The organism is Winogradskyella sp. PG-2, assembly GCF_000828715.1.
Lineage (GTDB): Bacteria > Bacteroidota > Bacteroidia > Flavobacteriales > Flavobacteriaceae > Winogradskyella.
This window is the reverse complement of record NZ_AP014583.1, coordinates 3,684,898-3,708,718: the sequence shown is the minus strand read 5'-3', so window position 1 is coordinate 3,708,718 and position 23,821 is coordinate 3,684,898. Positions and strand designations below refer to the sequence as shown.

The window sequence follows — 23,821 nt, the reverse complement described above, 5'->3', positions numbered from 1 at the left end:
TTGAAAATAGTTAAGGCTTCAATTAATATGATAATATAAATTATAAAATCAATTTTTTAACCAAAAAAAATGAATATACGAGTAAATTATAAAGAAATTTAAGAGAAAAATTATGAATTGAACCAAAATTATTGAAGATTTCAAACACAAAATATGGTCATTGGAAATGAAATTTAGTTATAAGATTAAACTCAAAAGTCTAGAATACTTATGTTTAATTTATGAGATATAATATTGCTTAAGACATTTTACTCGATAATTGCCTGATTTTTATTCTAAATGCAGCAAATAGTAATGTTGTAAAAGGGCTCAACCAATTAAAAATCGCATAGAAGAAATACTCTCCAACACCTACTCCTAAAACACCACTTTGATAAGCTCCACATGTGTTCCAAGGAATTAAAACTGAAGTTACTGTACCAGAATCTTCTAGTGTACGACTTAAATTCTCAGGTGCTAAGCCTTTATCTTCATAGGCTTGTTTAAACATTTTACCAGGAATAACTAGTGCAAGGTATTGATCCGATGCTATGATATTAAGACCTAAACAACTTGCAACAGTAGCTCCAAATAAACCAAATACAGTTGATGCTATTGACAATAATGCTTTTGTAATTCTAGCTAAAGCACCAATACCATCCATGATACCACCAAAAACCATCGCACAACAAATTAGGAATATGGTCCAAAGCATGCCTTTCATTCCACCAGAACTAAATAACTTTTTTAATCTTTTAATAGTTATGAGCTTTTCTAGATTTTTAGCTTTATTTCGTAATATAGTTGCGTCATTATAATCTGAAGAAAAGAATGTTTTTAAGCTTTCTAATGTATAGACACCTTTTAAATCATCATCAGAAAACAGCTTTTCTAGACCATCCTTATCATTATTAATTTTTTCTATGTCTGATTCCGATAGAACGGCTAAGTATTCTTCGTCTGCAATTTCAATGTTGGTATCAATTAAAATAGAATTAACTACTGTCCTAGATGAAGAATCTGAGATAGTACCAATTAGGTTAGGTTGAAACATAAAAGCAAAAATTATAGCTAAAACTACACCAGATGCTAAAGCAACTAGAGGTTTTGTTTTAAGTAATATCAGAGCTACAACAGCAACAGGAACTAAGAATAACCAAGGTGTAATATTGAAATAAGTGTCAATTCTACTTAGTATAAAATCTGTATCAGAACTTCCTGTAGGCTCAATAGAGGCACTTATAATTCCGAATACAATTAGTGTTACTATAATCGTTGGCACAGTAGTATATGCCATATATTTTATATGTGTGAATAAATCTGTTCCAGCCATTGCAGGAGCAAGGTTTGTAGTATCACTTAAAGGAGACATCTTATCACCAAAATACGCACCCGAAATTACAGCACCAGCAATCATTCCTGGATTAATTCCTAGAGCTGTGCCTATGCCAACTAATGCGATACCAACGGTTGCTGATGTTGTCCAAGAACTTCCAGTAGCAATAGAAATAACTGCAGCAATTATAACTGAAGCTGGTAAAAATATTTCAGGACTCAATACTTGTAATCCATAATAAACCATTGCTGGAATCACACCACTTATTAGCCAAGTTCCTGCAAGTGCACCAACTAAGAACAAAATCATAATTGGTATAAATACACTTTTAAGATTTTCCCAAACTTCTTTAATCATAATTATTGGTGTTACTTTATTGAGTAAACCACCAATAAATCCTACAAAACCACCTATTAATAATATATATTGATTAGAATAACCACCAAACATCTCTCCATTTGCAAAAAAGATATTATATGCAAGGAGTCCCATTAAAATAACTACAGGAACCATTGCCTCAAAGATATTGAGCTCCTTGTTATCTATGATTTTCTGATCTTCAATTTTGATTTCTGATAAGTCGTCGTCTTGCATTTTGTATAGTTTAGTTCTGTAATGTTACAATTTTGTGAAACCATTTGCAAATGGATTAAATGTGTACTTTTGCGCTTGTAATTATGGATTCATTAACTCAAATCGTTTTAGGTGCTGCTTGTGGTGAAGCTATCCTTGGTAAAAAAACAGGAAACAAAGCGTTATTGTTTGGCGCTATTGGCGGTACAATACCAGATTTAGATGTCTTTGTTGGTAGCTGGTTACATGGAAATGAAATTGATGCTATGCTCTTTCATCGTGGCTTTATGCATTCTATTTTATTTTCAGTTTTAGGTGCTTTCTTATTTGGTTGGCTAGCTCACAAATTATATAATACTGGTAAACGTTTACATACGACTTCTAAAAATGATTGGACTAAATTATTTTTTTGGTCTTTATTTACACATCCATTATTAGATTGTTTTACACCTTATGGTACACAACTTTTTGCACCATTTTCTAATTATCGTGTAGCCTTTAATAATATTGCAGTTGCAGACCCACTATACACAGTGCCATTTTTACTTTGTGTGATTATTTTGATGTTTTACAAGCGGAATACAAATAGGCGTACATTTTGGTTGAAGTTAGGAATAGGCATCAGTTCTGTATATCTATTATTCACTGTTTTTAATAAATTTTATATCGATACTGTTTTTAAATCATCAATTGAAAGTAAAGGAATTACAGAAGAACGTTTTAGTACACAACCTGCAATTTTAAATAATATCCTTTGGTATGGTATTGCAGAAACTAATGAGAACTATTATATTGGATTTTATTCTCTGCTTGATAGTTCTAGTCAATTTTCCGATTGGCAAACTATTCCAAAGATTAGAGATCTAACTAAAAACGATTATAGCGATATTAAATACTTAGCTTGGTTTAGCAATGATTATTTTAATGTAGAAGCTCTAGAAGATGGAGATTATTTATATAAAGATTTACGTTATCCTTTGGTAAAAACCAAGAGTGGTTATAAAGCTATTTTCAATCTTGAGTTGTTTCAAGATGGAAACCGATTAAACATGAAGCCATTCACTCCAGAGATGGACGATTTTGGTTTTGCTATGAATGCGCTTTGGATTCGCTTAAAAGGTAATTGATTAATCTAAAAAGTTTTATAAAACCATTTCTGCTTCAAGAATATTTAATTCGATCATACATGCTTTCATCATGTCGTAGGTACGTTCAATATCTGCATCCAGACCAATTGAAAATCTGATTAGCCCATCACTTAAACCCATTTCAATTTGTTCATCTTCGGGTATTTCTGATGAGGTAGAACTTCCTGGAGCACTAAATAAAGTTTTATAGAACCCTAAACTTACAGCTAAGTATCCAAGGTTACGTTCTTGCATTAGCTCCATTAAAGCATTGGCTTTTTCTAAAGAGCCAACATCTATTGTTAGCATGCCTCCATAACCATATTTTTCATTCATCATAGATTTGAATAACTCATGCGATGGGTGAGACGCTAAACCAGGATATACAGTTTTTAAGCCATCTTTTTCAAACTTTTCAGCCAAATAACTAGCATTATAACTATGTTGCTGCATTCTGATATGTAGCGTTCTTAAGTTTTTTAAAACGGAAGCAGAACGTAAGCTGTCCATTGTAGAGCCCAATAACATGGCAGCACCATCGTTGACATTGCGCAATTGGTCGATGAATTCTTGAGTACCGCAAACTACGCCACCGACAGTATCCGAAGACCCATTGATAAACTTTGTTAAGCTATGAATCACAATATCAGCACCCAGTTTAATCGGTGAAATAGATAATGGCGAAAAGGTGTTGTCTACAACTAATTTTAAATTGTGCTTTTTTGCTAATTGGGCTAAGCCTCTTAAGTCTGCAACCTCGAGCAAGGGATTACTAACCGATTCACAATACAACACTTTAGTTTTTGATGTAATGGCAGCTTCTACAACATCTAGTTTTGTAATGTCTACAAAAGTAGTATCAATACCTAAACGCGGAGTAAAATTTTTTAAGAATGCATATGTGCCACCATAAATAGTTCTACTACTTACTATATGATCTTCAGCATCACAAAGTTGAAGTAGAACTGGTGTAATGGCTCCCATTCCAGAAGCGGTTACTGTTGCGGTTTCTGTACCTTCCATGGCAGCTAGTGCTTCACCTAAATATAAATTCGATGGAGATGAATGACGTGAGTATAAATAACAGCCATCTGCATTACCCTCAAACGTATCAAACATCGTTTTAGCTGAAAGGAATGTATAGGTTGAAGAATCTGAAATTGATGGATTAACACCTCCGAATTCTCCGAAGTATTGTAAATCTTGAATATTGTTTGCAGGTTTAAATTTCATAACTATTGATATAATTTGTTACCTCAAAGATTAATAATATATGATTAATAGTCAATATAATTGTGGTATTTTAGATTTTAAATCTATTTTATGGTAAATAAATAGATATATTTTCTTTATTTTTAATTATTATTGACTTTTAACTGAAAAATGATAATTATGATTTTCGACGAAATTGACAGAAAACTACTGCAGCTACTCCAAGAAGATAGTAAGCAAACAAATAAAGCTTTATCTCTTAAGCTCAATTTATCAGTTACTGCCATTTACGAACGCATAAAAAAACTTGAAAATAATGGTGTGATTAGTAATTATGTTGCACTATTAGACAAGGAAGAAGTAGAGAAGAATTTCGTAACTTTTTGCCATATTAAGTTAGTACAGCATTCTCAAGATTATGTTATGAAGTTTGAAAAGGAGGTTAATCAACTAGAAGAGGTTCTAGAATGTTACCATATTAGTGGTGATTACGATTATTTACTCAAAGTTTTAGTCAAAGACATGAAGGCTTTCAGAGAGTTTATGGTTAAAAAGCTGACTAAAATAGATCATATAGGGAGCACGCATAGTATGTTTATGATTAATGAAGTTAAACATACTACTGCAATTACGTTATAATTATGAAGAGTATTAGGTATAGAGGTATTGAGATGTTTCTAGTATTCGTTTTAGCACCAATAAGTATGGTGTTAAACATTTCAGTAAGATTAAAAATGACAATAGCTGTAATTGGTTTTTTGTATGTGCTTTTTGTAATAGTTGGTGTAGAACGGGTAAAAATACATATAGCACAGCATATTGACTGGAAACGCTTTTGGAAACTCACATTTATAAAGTTTACAGGTATTGCAATTATAACTGCACTATATATGTTTGCTTTTCAGCGTGAGATTTTATTTAATCCAATAGTTAAAGATTATCGTGTTTGGTTAATATTCTGTTGTGTTTATACTTTTTTGTCAGTTTATCCTCAGGAGTTAATTTATAGAACGTTTTTCTTTCAGCGTTATCAAAACTTATTTAAAAACGATAACCTTTTTATTTTAGTGAATGCAGCGTTGTTTTCATTAGCACATCTATTTTTTAAAAATACACTTGTTATGATTCTAACTTTTGTTGGAGGACTCCTTTTTGCATTAACTTTTATGAAGACGAAATCTACACTTTTAGTTTCTATTGAGCATGCGTTTTATGGTTGTTGGTTATTTACCGTTGGTATGGGAGAAATGCTAGGCTTTCCTTTATAAATTGATGTTAAAGATGATGTTATATGATTAATTTATAAATACCTTTTCGGAAATCATGAATAATGAAAAGAGATCAGTTTATAAAATCGGCTAGCATAGGACTCATTGCAATTTCCGGGACTTCATTAATTTTTGCTCAAGACAAAGAGCAAAAAGAGCCACCACAATTAGATAAAGCATTGGTTAAAAAGTTTGTTGGTGCAGCTCATGGTAAAATGGATATTGTAAAGGAATTACATAAAGAACATCCAACACTAATAAATGCCGCACACGATTGGCGCGCAGGTGATTTTGAAACAGGTATAGGAGCGGCTAGTCTTGTAGGTCATAAGGAATTAGTGACTTATTTTTTAAATCATGGTGCGCAGGCAAATATTTTTACGATGGCATTGTTTGGACAGTTAGATATTTTAAAGTCTATGTTAGATTTCAACCCTAAACTTTTAAATGCAAAAGGACCTCATGTTTACACTTTATTACATCATGCAAAAAAGGGAGGAGATGATGCGTTAAATGTTAAAGATTATCTTGATTCTAAAGGTTTAAAAGAAGATATTATTCCGCTTTACTAAGCTTCATTTTTTTATGGTCTTCCCATAAAACATTTGTATTTTTGCTTTTCATTTAGCTTATATGAGAATACTCTTTATTCTTCTTTTTTTAGCAAGCTTAAATCTTAATGCTCAGGATCGCCCTGTTGGTATTAAAATTGGTAGTAATGTGTCTAATTTAGTAGGAGATGGAACTCAAAATATAGATTTAACTGTTAATCTTCAAGCAGGTTTTTATATGGAACTACCTGCCAGTGAAAAGGCTATATTTTTAGCAGAACTTTTATATACAGGATATGGTTTTAAAATAGAAAATACTGGTGAAACATCAGATATTATATTAAATTATATTGCCTTATCGGTTTCTTCTAAAATATTCTTGTTTGAAAAGTTTAGTTTAGATGCTGGCCCACAAGTATCTCTACTAGTTTCAGCTAAAGATAAAGAGGGTTATATTTCAAATTTAAAATCAGATTTTTATAATAGAGATTTTGGTGTTAATTTGGGTATGAGTTATGGTATTTCAGAGAAAATAATGGCATCATTTAGATACTATGTTGGTTTAACTGATGTAACGATAATAAAAAATAAAAATTTTAATAGAGCATTTCAATTAGCATTTCAATATAAAATAAATTAAAAATATGAATTCATACGACGTAGCAGTAATCGGATCAGGTCCTGGAGGATATGTAGCAGCAATTCGTTGTGCGCAATTAGGCATGAAAACTGCGATTATTGAAAAATATTCAACCCTTGGAGGAACATGTTTAAATGTAGGATGTATACCAAGTAAAGCTTTGTTGAGTTCTTCTCACCATTATGAAGAAGCTACAAAACATTTTGAAGAGCATGGCATTGAGATTCCTGGTGATATCAAAGTTAATCTCGAAAAAATGATTGCACGTAAGCAGGCTGTTGTAGATCAGACTACAGGTGGAATTGATTTTTTAATGAAGAAAAACAAAATCGATGTATATGAAGGTTTAGGATCTTTTATAGATTCTACTCATATAAAGATTGAAGGAAAAGATGCTGGTGAAATTGAAGCGAAAAACATCATTATTGCAACAGGTTCTAAACCATCGAATTTACCTTTTATTTCTTTAGATAAAGAGCGAGTTATTACATCTACTGAGGCTTTAAAATTGAAGGAAATTCCAAAGCATATGATTATCATAGGAGGTGGAGTAATTGGATTAGAGTTAGGGCAAGTATATCGTCGTCTAGGTGCTGAAGTTACAGTTATTGAATATATGGACAGAATCTTACCAACTATGGATGCAGGCTTATCAAAAGAGTTGAACAAAGTCTTTAAGAAAGCTAAATGCAAAATGATGATGTCTCACAAAGTTCAATCTGTAGAGCGTAAAGGTGATGAAGTTATTGTAAAAGCAGAAAACAAAAAAGGAGAGATTGTAGAATTTAAAGGTGACTATTGTTTAGTTTCTGTTGGTCGTCGCCCTTATACTGATGGTTTAAACGTTGAAGCAGTAGGCGTAAAGATTAATGATAGAGGACAAGTAGAAGTCAATGATCATTTGCAAACATCTACTTCTAATATTTATGCTATTGGAGATGTGATTAAAGGAGCTATGTTAGCACATAAAGCTGAGGAAGAAGGTGTATTTGTTGCTGAAACATTAGCTGGGCAAAAGCCACATATAGATTACAACCTAATTCCTGGAGTGGTTTATACATGGCCAGAAGTAGCTGCAGTAGGTAAAACAGAAGAAGAATTAAAAGTAGATAAAGTAGAATATAAAGTTGGTCAGTTTCCATTTAGAGCTTTAGGAAGAGCTAGAGCTAGTGGTGATATAGATGGCTTCGTAAAAATTTTAGCTGATAAAACAACTGATGAAGTTTTAGGAGTACACATGATTGGTGCGCGTTGTGCAGATTTAATTGCAGAAGCAGTTACAGCAATGGAATTTAGAGCTTCAGCTGAGGATATCTCACGATACTCACATGCACATCCAACATTTGCTGAAGCAGTAAAAGAAGCAGCTCTAGCGGCAACAGATAATAGACCATTACACGTTTAGAAAACTTAAACTATGATAATTGAACCAAGAACCAGAGGATTCATTTGTTTAACAGCGCATCCAGTTGGTTGTGAGCAAAATGTTCTTAATCAGATAGATTATATTAAATCAAAGTCAAAAACCGATGGGCCAAAAAAGGTCTTAGTCATTGGCGCTTCAACAGGCTTTGGATTAGCATCTAGAATTGCAAGTGCATATAAATCTTATGCTGCTACTATAGGTTTGTTTTTTGAGAAACCACCTAAAGAGGGGAGAACAGCTTCACCGGGTTGGTATAATAGTGCGGCATTTGAAAAGCAAGCGCATAAAGACGGTTTATATGCTAAGAGTATAAATGGCGATGCATTTTCTAATGAAGTTAAAGCACAAACACTACAACTGATTAAAGATGATTTAGGTCAAATAGATGTATTGATTTATAGTTTAGCATCTCCAGTCAGAACGCACCCAGATTCTGGTGAGCGTTTTAAGTCGGTTTTAAAGCCTATTGGTGGCACATTTACAGATAACACTGTCGATTTTCATACAGGTGAGGTGAAAGAAATTTCTATAGAACCAAGTTCTGGAGATGATATAAAAAACACTGTTGCTGTAATGGGAGGAGAAGATTGGAAAATGTGGATTGATCAACTAAATGCGGCTGGCGTTTTGTCTAAAGATTTTAAAACCGTTGCCTATTCATATATTGGTCCATCATTAACCGAAGCAGTTTATAGAAAAGGAACTATAGGAGCAGCTAAAGATGATTTAGAAGCAACAGCTTTCAAAATTACAGATACCTTAAAAAATATAGGTGGCAAGGCATATGTCTCTGTAAACAAAGCATTAGTAACTCAGGCGAGTTCTGCAATTCCTGTGATACCACTGTATATTTCATTACTGTATAAAGTAATGAAAGAAGAAGGTATACATGAAGGTTGTATAGAGCAAATAGAACGTTTGTTTAGCGAACGCTTGAATGCTGCAAACATACCTCTAGATGATGCAGGAAGAATCCGTATTGACGATTGGGAAATGAGAGACGATGTACAAGCCAAAGTATTAGAGCTTTGGAAAGAGGCAAAAACAGAAACTTTGCCACAGATAGGTGACTTAGATGGTTATAAAACGGATTTTTTTAATCTTTTTGGTTTTGAAGTTGCTGGAGTAGATTATGATAAAGATGCCAATGAAATGATTGATATTCCTGGATTACAGGCTTAAATTATATCATATTTAATATATTAAAAGCGAACCGTTTGGTTCGCTTTTTTTAGCTTATTGTCTTTAATAAATAAGTTTGGAAGATATTTTTAAGCTAAATTTAATTGCTCGACACACAATTTTAATAAATTAAAATAGTAGGTACTTACTGTAACGAAAGTATGAGGTAGTCGTCATAAAAGCATACAACTCATTTTACTATTCATTAAATCCATTTGTTATGTTCAAAAAAATCACACTTGTCTTCCTTTTAATGTCTTTTGTATTTTATGGACAAACTAAATCCCAAGATGTTGATAGTTTTACTAAAGAATTGGATCAAAAAATTCCAAAATTACTGCAAGATTTTATGGTGCCAGGTACAGCAATTGCAATTATTGAAAATGGTGAGTTGGTATTACAAAAGGCTTATGGTTATTCAGATCTTGTTAAAGGTGAGAAAGTAACAACTAAAACAGGATTTAATATTGGTTCTATTTCTAAGACCATTGCTGCATGGGGAATTATGAAACTGGTTGAAGAAGACAAAATAGACTTAGACGCACCAGCTGAAAATTATTTGACAAGATGGGAATTGCCAGAATCGGATTTTGATTCTAAAAAAGTGACTATAAGAAGATTGCTAAGTCACACAGCAGGACTATCGCTTCACGGCTATCCTGGTTGGACTCCTAAAGATCGCTTATCTACAATCGAAGAGTCGTTAAATGGTCGTAATAATGGACCTGGTAGAGTAGAAATGATAATGGAGCCAGGAACAAAATGGAAATATTCTGGTGGAGGTTATACAATCTTACAATTAATAATAGAGGAAGTAACAGGACAAAAATTTGAAGATTATATACAAACAGCAGTTTTAAATCCTATTGGTATGAAGAATAGCAGTTATAAAATTGACGAAACTATTCTTAAAAATTCATCTTTAGAACATGATGGTTTTGGAGAACAAATAGATTTTGAATTGTTTACTGCACAAGCAGCTGCAGGATTGCATACCACAATTGAAGATTTTACAAGATTTGCTTATGCAAGTCTTTTTGCTCACAAGGATAACAAAACATATAACAAGGTTTTAAAAGAAAGTACTGTTAAAAAAATGATGAAACCGGCTGCAGCTTCAAATGATAGTTATGGTTTAGGTTATCAAATGCATACTATTCATAATACATCATATAGCTTAAAAGGTCATGGTGGTGCAAATTCCGGTTGGCACGCATTTTTTAGGGTAAACCCAGATACTAATGATGGATTTATTATGATTACCAATGGTGGTGCTGGCCAAAACATTTACACTCAAGTATTTTGTGATTGGATTCAATGGAAAACTGGTGAGTCTATGGGAAACAGATGTGAGGTTAAACCTTCTGTAGCTGTAAAACTTAAAACTATTATTGATTCTGAAGGGATAATTAATATAGTTTCAGCTTATGAGGAGTTGAAAGTAAATAAGCCAGAAGACTATAGTTTTTCTGAAAGTATATTAAATAATTTTGGATATTATTATATGAGAAGAAAAGAGATTGCTAAGGCAGAGGCCGTTTTTAAGTTAAATGTAGATCAATTCCCTAAATCATCTAATGTATATGATAGTTATGCCGAGGCACTACTAGAAAACTCAAAAAAAGAACAAGCTATTATAAACTATAAAAAATCAGTAGTACTTAATCCTGCTAATACCAATGCTATTAATATTTTAAAATCTTTAAATGTTGATGTAGATGGCTTGCCAAAAACATTTGAAATTGACGCCGAAAAATTGAATGACTACCTAGGTAAGTACCAACTTGCTCCAGAGTTTATAGTTACCATTTTGCTAAAAGAGAATAAATTAATTGCTCAGCCAACAGGACAAACACCTGTTACCATTATTCCGATGTCTGAAGATAGGTTCTTTGTAGAAGAAGTTAAAGCAAAAGTCACTTTTAATAGAGACGCTAATGGTGTTATAGAAAGTATGACATTACATCAAAATGGAAGAGATACGGTTGGTCATAAGTTGAAAGAATAGGTGTATTTATTCAGAATATAAAACAAAAAAGCGAACTATTTGGTTCGCTTTTTTATACCTATAATTTATAACTCTTGCATTAAATCCTCAATGCGCATTCGTTTACTATAATCATATTCATTAATATCTCTTACAAAACAGTAAGGACTAATCTCTTCGTTTTTGACCTTTTCTGAAAGTTCTTCAACAGTAAAAGGTCCATACTCTTCTGATTCTGAGATATAATAAAACTCATGCTCGTAGATAATATTACTTACTTTCTTTTTGTACTTGTCTTTTAAAAAGGACTGAATATCTTCAACAGAGTTTAACTCGTCATCGTAATTAGTAGTGTTTATATATAGTGCAAACTCTTGCTTATCTTGGTGATTAAGTACCAAGATATCATCATCTTTAAAATAGGCTTTAACTGTTATTAAACCATCTTCAGTCTCAATGGAAAAAATATTCTGTATACTTAGATTCCATGATGTTTTAATGACATTATCTTTTCTAGTAATTTCTAGAATATTATCTTCTTTAAAAGTATAAATGGACTTTTTCTTAGAAATTCCATTTACTAAAACCCATTGTTGATTAATGAATAAAGTGTCGTGATGACGCTCAAAATCAAAAGGTTTAAGATTAGGAATAGTATTACGTAGGTAATCAGTCATTAAGCAGTTTTATAATAATAGTAAGGGCTATTATAACGTTAGATTTAGGCTTTTAATTATATAAAGTTAAAATTTTTCTAGACGTTTCAAAACTTCTTTCTTATAACTTCGACTAATGGGTAAAGCTATTCGATTAACTGTAATATCCTCATTAGTAAAGGATTGAATTTTCATTAAACAGACAATATATGAACGATGAATTCTTATAAATTGATTTATCGGAAGTTTGGCTTCAATTGCACTAATGGTTTCTCTTGTTACAATTGTCTCTTTATGAGTATGGATTTTAATATAATCACTAAAACTTTCAATATAGAGAATTGCATCAAAATCTACTTTTAGCATTCTGCGATTAGAGCGTACAAAAATAAAATTATTATTATCTGTGCTTTTTATCTCTTGTGCTTTTGAATTTGGGTTGACTTCAAAATAACGGTTGACAGCTTTTAATAAACGCTCAAAAGATATAGGTTTTAGTATGTAATCTACTGCCTGTAAATCAAACCCTTCAACAGCGTAGTCTCTATAAGCTGTAGTGAATATAATCTTAATGTTTTTGTTTATAGATTTTGCGAAAGCGATTCCTGAAATTTCAGGCATATTAATATCTAAGAATACCAAATCGACTTTATTATTACTTATAAAGTTAAATGCTTCTATAGCATTTTTGCATTGGGCAGCTACTTTAATAGTATCAATCTTTGATAAATGTGTAGCTACAATATCTCTTGCGATAGCTTCATCATCAACGATAATACAAGAAATAGATTTAGACATTAGGTAATAAAAGTTTTAGATGTACTTCAAAAAAAGTATCGTTTTCAACGATATTTAAATTATACTTATTTCTATAGAGTAATTCTAATCGTTTTTTTATATTTTCCAAACCAATTCCATGCGGTTTGGATAGTTGTTTTTCGTGCGAGTTATTAATTGTAAAGTCAATACGCTCTTCCGTACATTCAAACGTAACTGATATTGATAATTTTCCTTCAATAATTTTACCGTGTTTAAAGCTATTTTCAATAAATGGTAAAAATAACATAGGTGCAACAGAAAGTGTTTCAGCACAATTAGAATCCTTAAAACTGATGCTCAAGGTGTCATTAAACCGTATTTCTTCTAGACTAATATAGTCTTTAATATGATTGATTTCATCTATTAAAGCTACTGAAGGCTTATCAACTTGATAAAGTAAATAATCGAGCAGATTAGATAGTTTCAATATCATATCTGGAGTTTGCTCAGACTTTTTTAATGCAAAACCATAGATTGTGTTTAGAGTGTTGAACAAAAAATGCGGATGAATCTGCATTTTTAAGTATTTTAACTCTTGCTCTTTTAATTTGAGTTGTGCTTCTAATATTTTAGCTTCTAATTCAGCGTTATTTTTAGACTGTTTTAAATTTAATTTCAACAATTTAAATGCACTAACTACCAAAGTAACCAAACAAATACTGGTAATGATAAAAACACTGCTTTTGCCTAAAACAGTCATTTTTTCAAACTTAAAATCAGTAAGAAATGCTAAAGCAAAAAATATTGAAAAGACAGCACCAAATATTAAAATGATTAATGTGTAAATACTATATAGTCCAAATAAAAAGTAACGTTTTGTAATTAAATAATCAGGGAGTAGTTTGTATATAGAAACATATGTGGCACCAATAGTTACGGGCATTAAAAAGAGCGAAAAGTAAAGAACATTCATGTCAATGGTGTTACCGACACCGAAGATAGAAGTGAAGAATAGTAAAATAAAAATCCAAAATAGAATATGCAGAAGAGCACGTTTTAGATGTGTTGTTATTTTCGGATTTTCCTTCACTTCTATAAAATAATATTACAATGATAGCTTATTTTTTATAGTCATATATGGTTTTGTAGACGAATGACAGGTTTTGTAAGCGTTTTAACTTTTGTAGTTAAATCCGACTTAAAATTGGTTGTTGGTCGCAAAACAATTTTTTGAAGTTTAGTTTCATCTTAAATTTGATCAATTCTAACAATTTTAAGATATTTAATTATGAGATTATTAAACGATGGCGGACCAGTTATGTACATTATTTTAGTGCTATTTATACTATCATTATTTTTTATTATCAAAGCTTTTATAAGTAAAACTAAAGACGAAACACATTCTAAGAAAATGATTAGCCTTGCAGTAGATTCAAGTTTATTATCACTTGTCATTGGTTGTTTAGGGTCCTTATTAGGAATTATTGAGCTATTTGATATGGTCGAAGCACTAGGTGAAACAAGGCCAGACCTTTTTTCGGCAGGATTAAAAGTCTCTTTGTTAACTATAACTTTTGGTGTGTTTTCATTTATAATTGGGCGATTAGGGATTTTAGTTTATAAATGGAGTTTAAAAGCTTAAATAAATTAATAATAAAAAATTATAATCAAATGATTCTCCATTATGAAACACTTTAAATTAATTATTTGCTTAGGTATATTAATGTTTTGTGCCTCATGCAACGAAAATTCTTCACAGCAAAATTCTGATAGTGAATTAATAATAAAAGTCAATGCTGTTCAAGAACAGATTATGGTACAAGGAAATATAACTAAAGAAGAGGAGCAAGCCATGTTGAGCTTATGCGCAATTATATCACATGATGATGGTTTAGCAAATTTTAGTCCTGAAAATAGAATGATATTAAAAGATGTGGAAATAGTGCCCATCTATGAAGGTTGTGAGGGACTTTCTAAAGAAGAAACAAAAGAATGTTTTAAGAATAAAATAAGAGCATTTATTAAAAGAGAGTTTAACGTCAGTTTATCTAAAGATTTAAACCTTTCTGAACCAAAGCAGGTCGATGCTTTTTTTATAATTGATCAAACTGGAAATAGAACTGGTATGAAGGTTAGAGATTCAGAAGTAACCATTCAGGCAGAAATATTAAGAGTGCTTCGAAAAATGCCAGTGATGAAACCTGCTCGCCACAATGGAGAGGACGTTTCTGTATTATGTTCTGTACTAATAAAATATGGAAATAAAATCGAAGTTGATGTTGTTTATATTCCTGAAAGGCCTAACAATTAAAAGTTGAATTATTTTAAGTAGTCTGATTCTCAAAATAAAAGCTAGTGTTTATCATATGCACATATAGATATACCTCATAAGGTGTTAAATAATACAAAATAATTTCAATAACATATAAACTTAATTCTATTATGAAACAAATAATTTTTGTTGTCGTATTACTCGTCAACGCTCTAAATTTAACCGCTCAAAATTTAAACCAACTAGATGAATTCTTAACTATTCTAGAAGCAAATGATAAACTTATGGCTACCATGACCATTACTAAAGATGGAGTAGAAGTTTATAATAAAGCGGTTGGATATGCCAATGTAGAAGACAAAATTAATAATACTGCTGAAACAAAGTATAGGATTGGCTCTATTACCAAGGCGTTTACAGCTGTAATGATTTTTCAATTAATTGATGAAGGTAGAATAACTTTAGAGACACCACTAACTTTATTTTTCAATGAAATTCCTAATGCATCAAAAATTACCATAGCTCATCTTTTAAATCATAGTTCTGGGTTATATAATATTACAAATGATCTAAAGTTTGGTGAGTGGATGCTAAAACCATCATCTAGAGGTGGTATGTTAAAAAGAATAAAAGCTTATGATTTAGACTTTAATCCTGGCGAAAAAACTGCTTATAGTAATACTAATTATATACTCTTAGGATATATTATTGAAGCTTTAGATAAAAATCTATATTCTCAATCATTAAAAAAACGAATTGCAGATAAAATAGATTTAAAAGATACTTATGTGGGTAATAAGATTAATTCAAATGATAATGAAAGCCATTCTTATGCTATTGCTAATACTAAATGGAGTAAACAATTAGAGACAGATATGTCTAACCCAGGTGGAGCAGGCGCTATAGTATCAACATCAGCAGATTTAACTAAGTTTATGAATGCACTTTTTTCAGGAAAACTAATATCTCTAAATAGTTTTGAAACCATGAAAAAAACCAATGATGGTGAAACCTGTCATGGTATTTTTTATGCAAACATAAATGGTTTGGATATTTATGCAAGTGAAGGAGGTATAGATGGATTTCAGTCTATGTTAGTGCATGTGCCTCAGTTTAAAACAACAATAGCCTTAACAGCTAACGCATTAGATTATAGTAAAATGCAGATTATGCTATCTGCTTTTGGATTATTAAGTGGTCAACCGATTACAATGCCAGTTTTCTCAAAACTTGAATTAACAGAAGAACAAGTAAAATTATATGAAGGTGAGTATACTTGTGAGGAAGTGCCTTATAAGTTAATATTTAAAGCTAATGGAACTATTTTAATGGGCGCACCAGAACAAAGTACTTTAAAAGAATTAGCACCAACTAAACAACATCAATTTACATTTGATACATTGGGTGTCGTGTTAGATTTTTATCCTGGAATTGAAGCTGTGAAATTTACAAAAGGGAAAGATAAACCTTTAATGTTTAAGAAAGTTGATTAAAAATTTATGATTAAATGAAGGCATATAAATTCATTATGACAATGCTTGTATTAAGTCTTTGCTTTAAAGGAATAGCTCAGTCTAAAGAAGGTATTGGTAAAAAAATAATTATTGGTGAGATAGATAGTTTATACTCAGATATACTAAAAGAGTATAGGCATGTTTGGATGCTCAAACCCAATAACTTCGATGCTACTAAAAAATATCCTGTAATATATGTCTTAGATGGTTCTAAAAACTTCTCAACTATAGTTGGGATGATGAAACATTTAGCACCATTTAACATTCCAGAATCAATTATAGTCGGTATAACAAACACTGATAGAACAAGAGATTTTACACCTACCAATGTGAAATTTCAACGTGGTCGTAATTCTGAAACCTCAGGAGGTGCTAATAATTTTGTAAAGTTTTTAGATAACGAATTAAAACCTTTTATTAATAGTAAATATCCAACAGAAAATAATAACACAATCATTGGTCATTCTTCAGGTGGTCTATTGGTGCTTTATGCTTTTTTAAATCACGAAAATGTTTTTGATAACTATTTAGCAATAGATCCAAGCCTTTGGTGGGATAAAGAACAATTGGTTAAAATGGCTTCAGATCAAATTCGAAAGGGAAATCGAAAAGAGAAGTCATTGTATATAGCTGTAGCCAATAGTTTAGGTAAAGCTATGGATACAGTAAAAGTGAGAAAGGATAGAAGTGTGTCTACAGAGCAGATTAGAGCTAATCTAAAATTTCATGATATACTGGTAGACTATGATGAAAAACTCAATTTCATCTGGGAGTATTATGAAAATGAAGATCATGGTAGCATTGTTGTACCAGCGCAGTATAATGGGCTAAGATCAGTTTTTTCATGGTTTCCATTTCATGAAATGTGGAGATTTAATATACCTAAGAAGTATTCAGCTAAACAACTGACTGAGCCTTATTACAAGCATTACGGAAAATTGAGTAAACGTTTAAAACGTAAGGTAAAACCAGACTGGCAACTGATAAATGATGTTGGATCGTATTTATTAGAAGGACATAAGCTACATGAAAAAGCATTAGCTTTTTTTGAAATGAATTTAGATTTCTATCCTGAGCAATCAAAAAGCTATGTGACATTAGGGAATTATTATGCCTTACAAAAAGAGAAAGCTATAGCCATTGAATATTACAAAAAAGCAATTGAGATTGATGGTAATCTAGCAGCCCAAGCTAAGTTAAGTAAATTAAAGGAATAGTTATTTTTCTCTAAAGAATAGTTTTAATAAAGTAAGAATATAGATTTTAATTATAAATAATAGTAGATCAATTAAAAGCGAACTTTTCAAGTTCGCTTTTTTTATTCGGAGCTTTAATTCAGTAATTTTGTTAAAACTGTTTTATGGAAGCACTGACACTAACCACTCCAGCACTTTTATTTTCAGCTATTTCTTTAATTATGCTAGCTTATACGAATCGTTTTTTAGCTTATGCTGCTATTATAAGAAATCTAAAAGACAAGTATTTAGAGAGCCAAGATCAGACTATTTTACGTCAAATAAGTAACCTGAGATTACGAGTTAAACTCACAAGATATATGCAAATCTCAGGTATTAGTAGTTTACTGTTGTGTGTGCTCACTATGTTTTTAATCTATATAGGTGAAAATATCATTGCAATTTGGGCATTTGGCATTGGACTGTTATTGTTGATTCTTTCATTATTGTTTCTGATTTGGGAAATTCAAATATCAGCTAAGGCTTTACAGCATCATTTAGTTGATATTGAAGGTGATTTAAAAAAGTAAGAATTTTTTTCAAATTAATTGTGACTTCATAAAATGTTTGGTGTCTTAATACTAATAACTAACAAAGTTAAAACGAACTAATAAATAAATTGACACTAGAGGCTGTTCATAACCTAACCGATGAAATGCTAGTCGAAGCAATCGTAAAAACCAACGACACAATGTTGTTTGAGGTGCTGTACGATAGATATGCGACTATGGTATATAACAAATGTTATGGGTTTGCTAGTGGTGTTGATGAAGCCAAAGATTTAACGCAAGATGTATTTTTAAGAGTCTTTGTTAAACTAGCCAGTTTTAAAGGGAAGTCTAAATTTTCTACATGGTTATATGCATTTACTTATAATCATTGTGTAAATTATGTTACCCGAAATACGGCAAAAAAGGTTGAAAAAAAGTCGGTAAGTTCAGATAGTATAGAGAATATTGGTAAAAATATAGATTCTACTCGCGAGTTTGATAACATGCGTGTAGAAAAGCTGAAGAAAGTAATAGAGTTGATTTCGCCAGACGAGAAAATGATATTATTATTAAAGTATCAAGATAATTTATCAATTAAGGAATTATCAGAGGCTTTAGATATAGGAGAAAGTGCAGTAAAAATGCGCTTAAAAAGAGCAAAAGAAAAACTAGTACGTAAGTACGAAAATTATACTAAAGATGGAAAATCCATTTAAGCAAATAAATCAGCCTTTAAAGGAGGTTCCGCCGGAACTTAAAGGGAAAGTCATGCACGATATTGCTATGGCCAAGTTATTTATGGAATTAGCAGAGTTGTTTTCGTATAACATAGGTCATATCATTGATAGTGTAACTAGTAAAAGAAATAATAATACTTAAAACCCTAACAATAAAATAAATAAGTATGGAAAAAGTGAGCGAATTCTCAGATGTTGCCATGAAATCTTTAACTAATATTTGGTTAGAAATAACAAAAATATTTCCAAATATAATAGGTGCATTAGTAGTACTTATTATAGGATGGTTAATTACAAAATTGGTAGTAAGAATTATAAAGAAGGTCTTAAAATTAGCACATGCAAATAAACTTGACGATAAGCTTAATGAAATTGAGATTATAGAAGGTAAACAACTCAATTTTGATACGATAAAAGTAGTTTCAAAATTTGTAAAATACCTAATGTATATTGTACTATTAGTCACAGCTTCTGATATAATGGGTTTAGATATAATCACTGATCAGATTAGTGATTTAATATCTTATTTGCCTCAATTATTTGCAGCTTTAGTCATATTTATAGTTGGGTTATTATTTACCAATTTTGTTAAGAAAGGACTTAAGTCTCTTTTTGAATCTATGGATTTATCTGGTGGTAAAATGATTAGTCAAGTGGTGTTTTTCTTAATGCTAACTTTTATATCTGTAACGGCTTTAAACCAAGCAGGTATTAATACTGAGATAATTACTAATAATATTAATATGATTATTGCAGCTTTTCTTTTAGCATTTGCTATTGCTTTTGGATTTGGTGCTAGAGAAGTAGTGAGTAAATTGCTAAAGACATTTTATGCTCGTAAAACATATGAAGCTGGACAAAATATAACTTTTAATGATCAGGATTATGTCATAGACGAAGTGAAGAGTATATCAGTAATATTAAAAAACTCAAAAGGAAGATTAATAGTTCCAATAGAAGATTTAACAGAAAATCAAGTACAAGTGCAGGATCAACTATAAGGTTAGGGTTATAGATTTTATTTGTTATAATAAAATGTGATCCTGCGAGTACTTGACCTTAAAAAACCTCTTCATAGAAGAGGTTTTTTTATTTACGTTTTTTATTACGTCTATTATAATTTTTATCGCCTCTAGTTTTAGGCTTCTTATATTTCTTAGCAATCTCACGCCTGTAAGAACCGCCCAAATTTTCTTTCTGGTTTTTTCTTTTTTTTCATGGAATGCTGGTCCAGGAGCATCTACATCTCTTCGTTTTGTAGGATTATGTCGTTCTCTAATTTGAGGACGTTCTTCTTCTATAAGTTCAGTAGAAATTTTAACATTAGAAGGAATATCCAAAGTATCTATTTTGATTTGCATTAATTCTTCAAGACGTTCTCTGCCTTCTTGCTCTTTTTCTGTAGACAACAGTATGGTACGACCTTCTTTTTCTGCACGACCTGTTCTACCGATTCTATGCATATAATTTTCGGGATAATCAGGTGTGTCAAAATTAATAACGTGAGATACATCATTAATATCCAAGCCTCTAGCCATAACATCAGTTGCTACTAAAAGACGATGTTCACCAGCTCTAAATTGTTCGATACTTCTTAATCTGTAATTCTGCGTTTTATTAGAATGAATCACACATGTTTGATTTGGGTATAACTCTTCAAGCTTTTCAAAAAGCCGATCTGCCATTCTCTTATAGGCTACAAAAATCAATACCCTTGAAAATTCATTTTTATCATGAAGCAAGTATTCTAATAAATTTACTTTAGTGTAAAAATTTGGAACGTTGTAACGTTCTTGTTTTATATTCTCTAATGGAGTGCCAGAAACTGCAATTGAAATCTTTTTAGGATTAATAAAGAAATCTGTAATCAACTCATCAACATCCTTTGTCATGGTAGCTGAAAACATAATGTTTTGACGACGTTCTGGTAAGATATCAAAGATATTCATCAATTGATGTCTAAAACCTAAATCTAACATCACATCAACTTCATCAATCACTAATTTTTGAATAGATTTTAGCTGTAAAACTCTACTTACTGCTAAATCATATAACCGACCAGGAGTCGCTACAATAATATCTTGACCTTGAGCAACGGCTTGCTTTTGTGTATTAATATTAGTGCCACCATAAACTCCTAAAACACGATTGTTTATGTACTTTGAGAATTTTTCAATTTCACTAACTACTTGCACTACAAGCTCTCTTGTTGGCACCAAAACCAAAACCCTAGGATTATCTTGCCTAGAATATTTAAGATTTCTTAGTATGGGTAACATGTAAGCAAGTGTTTTGCCTGTCCCTGTTTGTGCAATACCAACGACATCTTTACCAGATGCAACTACATTAAACGATTCTTCTTGTATTGGAGTTGGAGTTGTGAAGCCCAAATCGTCTAAAGCGTTATATAATGGCGTATTTAAATTTAAGTCGTTAAAAGTCAAGATGTTTAATTTAGCTGCAAAGCTACCATTTATAATCTACTTACACTAAATGCCTTTTGTCAATTTCTATACTATAGCTAGCATTAAAAACTGAAGCTGCATCAAGAGCAATAATACCTTCTTTATCTTCAATTTTTTGGTTTGTTGTTTCAGAATCTGCAATGCCTATCCAAGGTTCAATACAAACATATGGAGCATTTGGCTTTGCCCAAATACCTAGATATGGGAAGTCCTTGAATTTTACAGTTAATATATTGCCTTTAGTTTTGTGTTTTAAAGTAACAGTTCTAGATTTTAAATCTTTAAAAATAAGAGCATCTTCATTAAATAAATCACCACGAAGTTGTATAGTATTATCGGTCGTAAAAGCAGGTTTTGTTTTATCGGTTACTAAGCCGTTTTCCATATTTAACAAATAGGACTGGCTGTTTTCAGCTTTTTCGAATTCAAGTATATAATCTTCATAACTTTCATTTTCATATAAAGGACAAGTGAACGCAGGATGTCCTCCTAAGGAAAAATAAATAGTTTTAGTGTCTATATTTCTGACCATATGATTTATGGTTAGTATATTATCGTTGAGTTTGTAATAGATATCAAGTTCAAATTGAAACGGAAACATTTTGTATAGATCATCGTTAGAAGAAATACGAAATATAATTTCAGTTTCACTTTTTGAGATCACTTTAAAATCATCATTCCTTCTAACAAATCCATGTTTAGTCATTGGGTAAGTTTTACCATCATAGGTATAACTATCATCTTTCATGCAGCCTATTACAGGGAATAGGTTAGGTGCATGGCCTCCCCATACATCTGGGTCTGCATGCCACATAAAACCCTTGTTATTTTTAATTGAATTTATAGCAGATAATTCCGCACCACGTGGCTTTATCTTAATTTCTAGTGAATCATTCTTTAAAATGTGCATATTAAAATTTGTTTTTAGAAACGAGAATGTAATTTTGCTTAATCACTAAATAATAAATATTTTGCGAATAGCATGTGACATTAAAAATAAATATAACCACATGAAATATACAAATTTGATATTATTAAAAAGTATTCTCTTTATTTTTACAACTATTATATTTTGCTATTGAGAACAACTATTCATCACCAATTTAAAAGTTTAGACAAATTTAAACAACAACTCTTATGTTGGAGCCAACAATATTATGATGTAGTTTGGTTAGATTCTAATGATCACAAAGACAATTATAGTAGTTATGATGCAATATTGGCTGTAGATGCTTTTACAATATTAAGAACAGATTATTTTGATGCTTTTAACCGTTTAGAGGAATACCAGTCATCTACAAAAGATTGGATTTTCGGCTACCTTACTTATGATTTAAAGAATACTACAGAACGATTAGAGTCCAAAAATTTTGATGGAATAGAGTTTCCAGATCTATATTTTTTTCAGCCAAAAAAGCTCTTTTTAATAAAAGGTAATAAAGTTGAGGTGCAATATTTGAAAATGGTAGATGATGAAATTGAAGATGACTTAAAAGTTATAGAAAATTGCCAGTTTGAGCCAGTCGAAAAAGAAAAAAATGAAATTAAAATAAAACTTAGGATTCATAAGGATAAATATTTCGAAAAAGCTAATGCTATGTTAGCTCATATACAAAGAGGCGATATTTATGAAGCTAATTTTTGTCAAGAGTTTTATGCTGAGGATAGTGAAATTAACCCATTAGAGACGTTTAATAAGTTAAATAAAATTTCTAAGCCACCTTTTGCAACTTTTTTTAAGGTAGAAGATAAATTTTTGATGTCAGCTAGCCCAGAACGCTATATTAAAAAAGAAAGGAATATGGTCATTTCACAACCCATAAAAGGAACTGCGAAGCGATCATCAAATAAAGAAGAAGACATTAAACTAGCTGAAGCTTTATCTAAAGACAAAAAAGAACGTAGCGAGAACATTATGATTGTAGATTTGGTACGAAATGATTTATCACATACTGCAACAAAAGGAAGTGTAAAAGTTGAAGAATTATGCAAGGTATATTCGTTTTTACAAGTTCATCAAATGATTTCTACAGTTTCTTCAAAAATATCTGAAGGCACTAAACCAGTTGATATTTTAAAAACGACCTTTCCAATGGGAAGTATGACTGGTGCTCCAAAAATTTCTGCCATGAAAATTATTGAAGATTTGGAGGAAACGAAAAGAGGCTTATATTCTGGCAGTGTTGGTTATTTTAATCCGAGTGGTGATTTCGATTTTAACGTTATTATTCGCAGTATTCTCTATAATCAAACCCTTAAATACATCTCTTATTCTGTAGGTAGTGCTATTACAGCAAAGAGTGATCCTTTGAAAGAGTATGAAGAATGCTTAATTAAAGCCAAGGCGATGCGTGAAGTTTTAGAAAATTAAAATTTATAATTATTTAACGCAACCATTTTACATTTTTGGC

General features: G+C 31.2%; 23 protein-coding genes and 1 pseudogene. 17 read left to right on the top strand and 7 right to left on the bottom strand.

Annotation, left to right across the window (positions count from 1 at the left end; genetic code table 11):
• Nucleotides 1-238 precede the first annotated feature (238 nt).
• A complete protein-coding gene (locus tag WPG_RS16720) occupies nucleotides 239-1,909 on the bottom strand; it encodes a Na+/H+ antiporter NhaC family protein (protein WP_045474806.1) in 1,671 nt (556 codons plus the stop codon).
• A gap of 83 nt (nucleotides 1,910-1,992) precedes the next feature.
• Here WPG_RS16720 and WPG_RS16715 point away from each other — a divergent pair, with 83 nt between their 5' ends.
• The gene (locus WPG_RS16715) at nucleotides 1,993-3,015 is read left to right on the top strand and encodes a metal-dependent hydrolase (RefSeq protein WP_045474804.1); all 1,023 of its coding nucleotides are present in this window, start codon (nucleotides 1,993-1,995) and stop codon (nucleotides 3,013-3,015) included.
• Between the two features lie 15 nt (nucleotides 3,016-3,030).
• Here the strand turns inward: WPG_RS16715 and WPG_RS16710 are convergent, their stop codons facing one another.
• Entirely contained in the window at nucleotides 3,031-4,248 is a 1,218-nt protein-coding gene (locus WPG_RS16710) for an aminotransferase class I/II-fold pyridoxal phosphate-dependent enzyme (RefSeq protein WP_045474802.1), read from the bottom strand.
• A gap of 159 nt (nucleotides 4,249-4,407) precedes the next feature.
• Between WPG_RS16710 and WPG_RS16705 the strand changes: the two genes are divergently transcribed.
• The 7 genes from WPG_RS16705 to WPG_RS16675 all read left to right on the top strand — a co-directional run bounded on the left by WPG_RS16705 (nucleotide 4,408) and on the right by WPG_RS16675 (nucleotide 11,302).
• On the top strand, nucleotides 4,408-4,866 hold the full coding sequence (locus WPG_RS16705) for an Lrp/AsnC family transcriptional regulator (protein ID WP_045475745.1): 459 nt from the start codon (nucleotides 4,408-4,410) through the stop codon (nucleotides 4,864-4,866).
• A 2-nt stretch (nucleotides 4,867-4,868) separates the two neighbouring features.
• Entirely contained in the window at nucleotides 4,869-5,495 is a 627-nt protein-coding gene (locus tag WPG_RS16700; RefSeq protein ID WP_045474799.1) for a CPBP family intramembrane glutamic endopeptidase, read from the top strand.
• Nucleotides 5,496-5,557: 62 nt separating this feature from the next.
• Nucleotides 5,558-6,067: a hypothetical protein gene (locus WPG_RS16695; protein ID WP_052471317.1), complete on the top strand. Its 510-nt coding sequence runs from the start codon at nucleotides 5,558-5,560 to the stop codon at nucleotides 6,065-6,067.
• A 61-nt stretch (nucleotides 6,068-6,128) separates the two neighbouring features.
• A complete protein-coding gene (locus WPG_RS16690; protein WP_045474797.1) occupies nucleotides 6,129-6,686 on the top strand; it encodes a porin family protein in 558 nt (185 codons plus the stop codon).
• A gap of 4 nt (nucleotides 6,687-6,690) precedes the next feature.
• Entirely contained in the window at nucleotides 6,691-8,091 is a 1,401-nt protein-coding gene (gene lpdA, locus WPG_RS16685) for a dihydrolipoyl dehydrogenase (RefSeq protein ID WP_045474794.1), read from the top strand.
• A gap of 12 nt (nucleotides 8,092-8,103) precedes the next feature.
• Nucleotides 8,104-9,294 carry an enoyl-ACP reductase FabV gene (gene fabV / locus WPG_RS16680; RefSeq protein WP_045474792.1) on the top strand — a complete coding sequence of 397 codons (1,191 nt, stop codon included), beginning with the start codon at nucleotides 8,104-8,106 and terminating at the stop codon, nucleotides 9,292-9,294.
• A 220-nt stretch (nucleotides 9,295-9,514) separates the two neighbouring features.
• Nucleotides 9,515-11,302 carry a serine hydrolase gene (locus WPG_RS16675; RefSeq protein WP_045474790.1) on the top strand — a complete coding sequence of 596 codons (1,788 nt, stop codon included), beginning with the start codon at nucleotides 9,515-9,517 and terminating at the stop codon, nucleotides 11,300-11,302.
• 65 nt (nucleotides 11,303-11,367) lie between these two features.
• On the opposite strand, the gene WPG_RS16670 is transcribed toward WPG_RS16675, so the two are convergent.
• The 3 genes from WPG_RS16670 to WPG_RS16660 form a co-directional block, all read right to left on the bottom strand.
• Nucleotides 11,368-11,958 carry a hypothetical protein gene (locus WPG_RS16670; protein WP_045474788.1) on the bottom strand — a complete coding sequence of 197 codons (591 nt, stop codon included), beginning with the start codon at nucleotides 11,956-11,958 and terminating at the stop codon, nucleotides 11,368-11,370.
• A gap of 66 nt (nucleotides 11,959-12,024) precedes the next feature.
• On the bottom strand, nucleotides 12,025-12,735 hold the full coding sequence (locus tag WPG_RS16665; RefSeq protein ID WP_045474786.1) for a LytR/AlgR family response regulator transcription factor: 711 nt from the start codon (nucleotides 12,733-12,735) through the stop codon (nucleotides 12,025-12,027).
• On the bottom strand, nucleotides 12,728-13,669 hold the full coding sequence (locus tag WPG_RS16660; protein ID WP_231850220.1) for a sensor histidine kinase: 942 nt from the start codon (nucleotides 13,667-13,669) through the stop codon (nucleotides 12,728-12,730). The genes WPG_RS16665 and WPG_RS16660 overlap by 8 nt, the downstream gene beginning before the upstream one ends.
• A 315-nt stretch (nucleotides 13,670-13,984) precedes the next feature.
• Between WPG_RS16660 and WPG_RS16655 the strand changes: the two genes are divergently transcribed.
• The 8 genes from WPG_RS16655 (at nucleotide 13,985) to WPG_RS16620 (ending at nucleotide 19,946) form a co-directional block, all read left to right on the top strand.
• Nucleotides 13,985-14,338, top strand: a complete 354-nt coding sequence (locus tag WPG_RS16655) for a hypothetical protein (protein WP_045474780.1) — start codon at nucleotides 13,985-13,987, stop codon at nucleotides 14,336-14,338.
• A gap of 42 nt (nucleotides 14,339-14,380) precedes the next feature.
• Nucleotides 14,381-15,007 (top strand): hypothetical protein, encoded by a 627-nt coding sequence (locus WPG_RS16650; RefSeq protein ID WP_045474778.1) that lies wholly within the window; start codon nucleotides 14,381-14,383, stop codon nucleotides 15,005-15,007.
• Between the two features lie 131 nt (nucleotides 15,008-15,138).
• Entirely contained in the window at nucleotides 15,139-16,461 is a 1,323-nt protein-coding gene (locus WPG_RS16645; protein ID WP_045474776.1) for a serine hydrolase domain-containing protein, read from the top strand.
• Nucleotides 16,462-16,475: 14 nt separating this feature from the next.
• Nucleotides 16,476-17,699 carry an alpha/beta hydrolase-fold protein gene (locus WPG_RS16640; RefSeq protein ID WP_045474775.1) on the top strand — a complete coding sequence of 408 codons (1,224 nt, stop codon included), beginning with the start codon at nucleotides 16,476-16,478 and terminating at the stop codon, nucleotides 17,697-17,699.
• Nucleotides 17,700-17,842: 143 nt separating this feature from the next.
• Entirely contained in the window at nucleotides 17,843-18,247 is a 405-nt protein-coding gene (locus tag WPG_RS16635; RefSeq protein WP_045474773.1) for a DUF2721 domain-containing protein, read from the top strand.
• Nucleotides 18,248-18,372: 125 nt separating this feature from the next.
• Complete coding sequence (locus WPG_RS16630; protein WP_045475740.1) at nucleotides 18,373-18,924, top strand: RNA polymerase sigma factor; 552 nt, start codon at nucleotides 18,373-18,375, stop codon at nucleotides 18,922-18,924.
• Nucleotides 18,908-19,087 (top strand): hypothetical protein, encoded by a 180-nt coding sequence (locus WPG_RS16625; protein ID WP_045474770.1) that lies wholly within the window; start codon nucleotides 18,908-18,910, stop codon nucleotides 19,085-19,087. The genes WPG_RS16630 and WPG_RS16625 overlap by 17 nt, the downstream gene beginning before the upstream one ends.
• Nucleotides 19,088-19,112: 25 nt before the next feature.
• A complete protein-coding gene (locus WPG_RS16620; RefSeq protein ID WP_045474767.1) occupies nucleotides 19,113-19,946 on the top strand; it encodes a mechanosensitive ion channel family protein in 834 nt (277 codons plus the stop codon).
• 88 nt (nucleotides 19,947-20,034) lie between these two features.
• On the opposite strand, the pseudogene WPG_RS16615 reads toward WPG_RS16620, so the two are convergent.
• Both WPG_RS16615 and WPG_RS16610 read right to left on the bottom strand, forming a co-directional pair.
• Nucleotides 20,035-21,389: pseudogene (locus tag WPG_RS16615) on the bottom strand (DEAD/DEAH box helicase).
• A 40-nt stretch (nucleotides 21,390-21,429) separates the two neighbouring features.
• On the bottom strand, nucleotides 21,430-22,320 hold the full coding sequence (locus WPG_RS16610; RefSeq protein ID WP_045474765.1) for an aldose 1-epimerase family protein: 891 nt from the start codon (nucleotides 22,318-22,320) through the stop codon (nucleotides 21,430-21,432).
• A gap of 168 nt (nucleotides 22,321-22,488) precedes the next feature.
• On the opposite strand from WPG_RS16610, the gene WPG_RS16605 reads away from it, so the two are divergent.
• Entirely contained in the window at nucleotides 22,489-23,781 is a 1,293-nt protein-coding gene (locus WPG_RS16605; RefSeq protein ID WP_045474763.1) for an anthranilate synthase component I family protein, read from the top strand.
• Nucleotides 23,782-23,821 lie beyond the last annotated feature (40 nt).

What these genes read in the sequence shown, in the direction of transcription:
- WPG_RS16720 (WP_045474806.1), bottom strand. Translation starts at nt 1,909, where the DNA reads ATGCAAGACGACGACTTATCAGAAATCAAAATTGAAGATCAGAAAATC.
- WPG_RS16715 (WP_045474804.1), top strand. Translation starts at nt 1,993, where the DNA reads ATGGATTCATTAACTCAAATCGTTTTAGGTGCTGCTTGTGGTGAAGCT.
- WPG_RS16710 (WP_045474802.1), bottom strand. Translation starts at nt 4,248, where the DNA reads ATGAAATTTAAACCTGCAAACAATATTCAAGATTTACAATACTTCGGA.
- WPG_RS16705 (WP_045475745.1), top strand. Translation starts at nt 4,408, where the DNA reads ATGATTTTCGACGAAATTGACAGAAAACTACTGCAGCTACTCCAAGAA.
- WPG_RS16700 (WP_045474799.1), top strand. Translation starts at nt 4,869, where the DNA reads ATGAAGAGTATTAGGTATAGAGGTATTGAGATGTTTCTAGTATTCGTT.
- WPG_RS16695 (WP_052471317.1), top strand. Translation starts at nt 5,558, where the DNA reads ATGAAAAGAGATCAGTTTATAAAATCGGCTAGCATAGGACTCATTGCA.
- WPG_RS16690 (WP_045474797.1), top strand. Translation starts at nt 6,129, where the DNA reads ATGAGAATACTCTTTATTCTTCTTTTTTTAGCAAGCTTAAATCTTAAT.
- lpdA (WP_045474794.1), top strand. Translation starts at nt 6,691, where the DNA reads ATGAATTCATACGACGTAGCAGTAATCGGATCAGGTCCTGGAGGATAT.
- fabV (WP_045474792.1), top strand. Translation starts at nt 8,104, where the DNA reads ATGATAATTGAACCAAGAACCAGAGGATTCATTTGTTTAACAGCGCAT.
- WPG_RS16675 (WP_045474790.1), top strand. Translation starts at nt 9,515, where the DNA reads ATGTTCAAAAAAATCACACTTGTCTTCCTTTTAATGTCTTTTGTATTT.
- WPG_RS16670 (WP_045474788.1), bottom strand. Translation starts at nt 11,958, where the DNA reads ATGACTGATTACCTACGTAATACTATTCCTAATCTTAAACCTTTTGAT.
- WPG_RS16665 (WP_045474786.1), bottom strand. Translation starts at nt 12,735, where the DNA reads ATGTCTAAATCTATTTCTTGTATTATCGTTGATGATGAAGCTATCGCA.
- WPG_RS16660 (WP_231850220.1), bottom strand. Translation starts at nt 13,669, where the DNA reads ATGAATGTTCTTTACTTTTCGCTCTTTTTAATGCCCGTAACTATTGGT.
- WPG_RS16655 (WP_045474780.1), top strand. Translation starts at nt 13,985, where the DNA reads ATGAGATTATTAAACGATGGCGGACCAGTTATGTACATTATTTTAGTG.
- WPG_RS16650 (WP_045474778.1), top strand. Translation starts at nt 14,381, where the DNA reads ATGAAACACTTTAAATTAATTATTTGCTTAGGTATATTAATGTTTTGT.
- WPG_RS16645 (WP_045474776.1), top strand. Translation starts at nt 15,139, where the DNA reads ATGAAACAAATAATTTTTGTTGTCGTATTACTCGTCAACGCTCTAAAT.
- WPG_RS16640 (WP_045474775.1), top strand. Translation starts at nt 16,476, where the DNA reads ATGAAGGCATATAAATTCATTATGACAATGCTTGTATTAAGTCTTTGC.
- WPG_RS16635 (WP_045474773.1), top strand. Translation starts at nt 17,843, where the DNA reads ATGGAAGCACTGACACTAACCACTCCAGCACTTTTATTTTCAGCTATT.
- WPG_RS16630 (WP_045475740.1), top strand. Translation starts at nt 18,373, where the DNA reads ATGCTAGTCGAAGCAATCGTAAAAACCAACGACACAATGTTGTTTGAG.
- WPG_RS16625 (WP_045474770.1), top strand. Translation starts at nt 18,908, where the DNA reads ATGGAAAATCCATTTAAGCAAATAAATCAGCCTTTAAAGGAGGTTCCG.
- WPG_RS16620 (WP_045474767.1), top strand. Translation starts at nt 19,113, where the DNA reads ATGGAAAAAGTGAGCGAATTCTCAGATGTTGCCATGAAATCTTTAACT.
- WPG_RS16610 (WP_045474765.1), bottom strand. Translation starts at nt 22,320, where the DNA reads ATGCACATTTTAAAGAATGATTCACTAGAAATTAAGATAAAGCCACGT.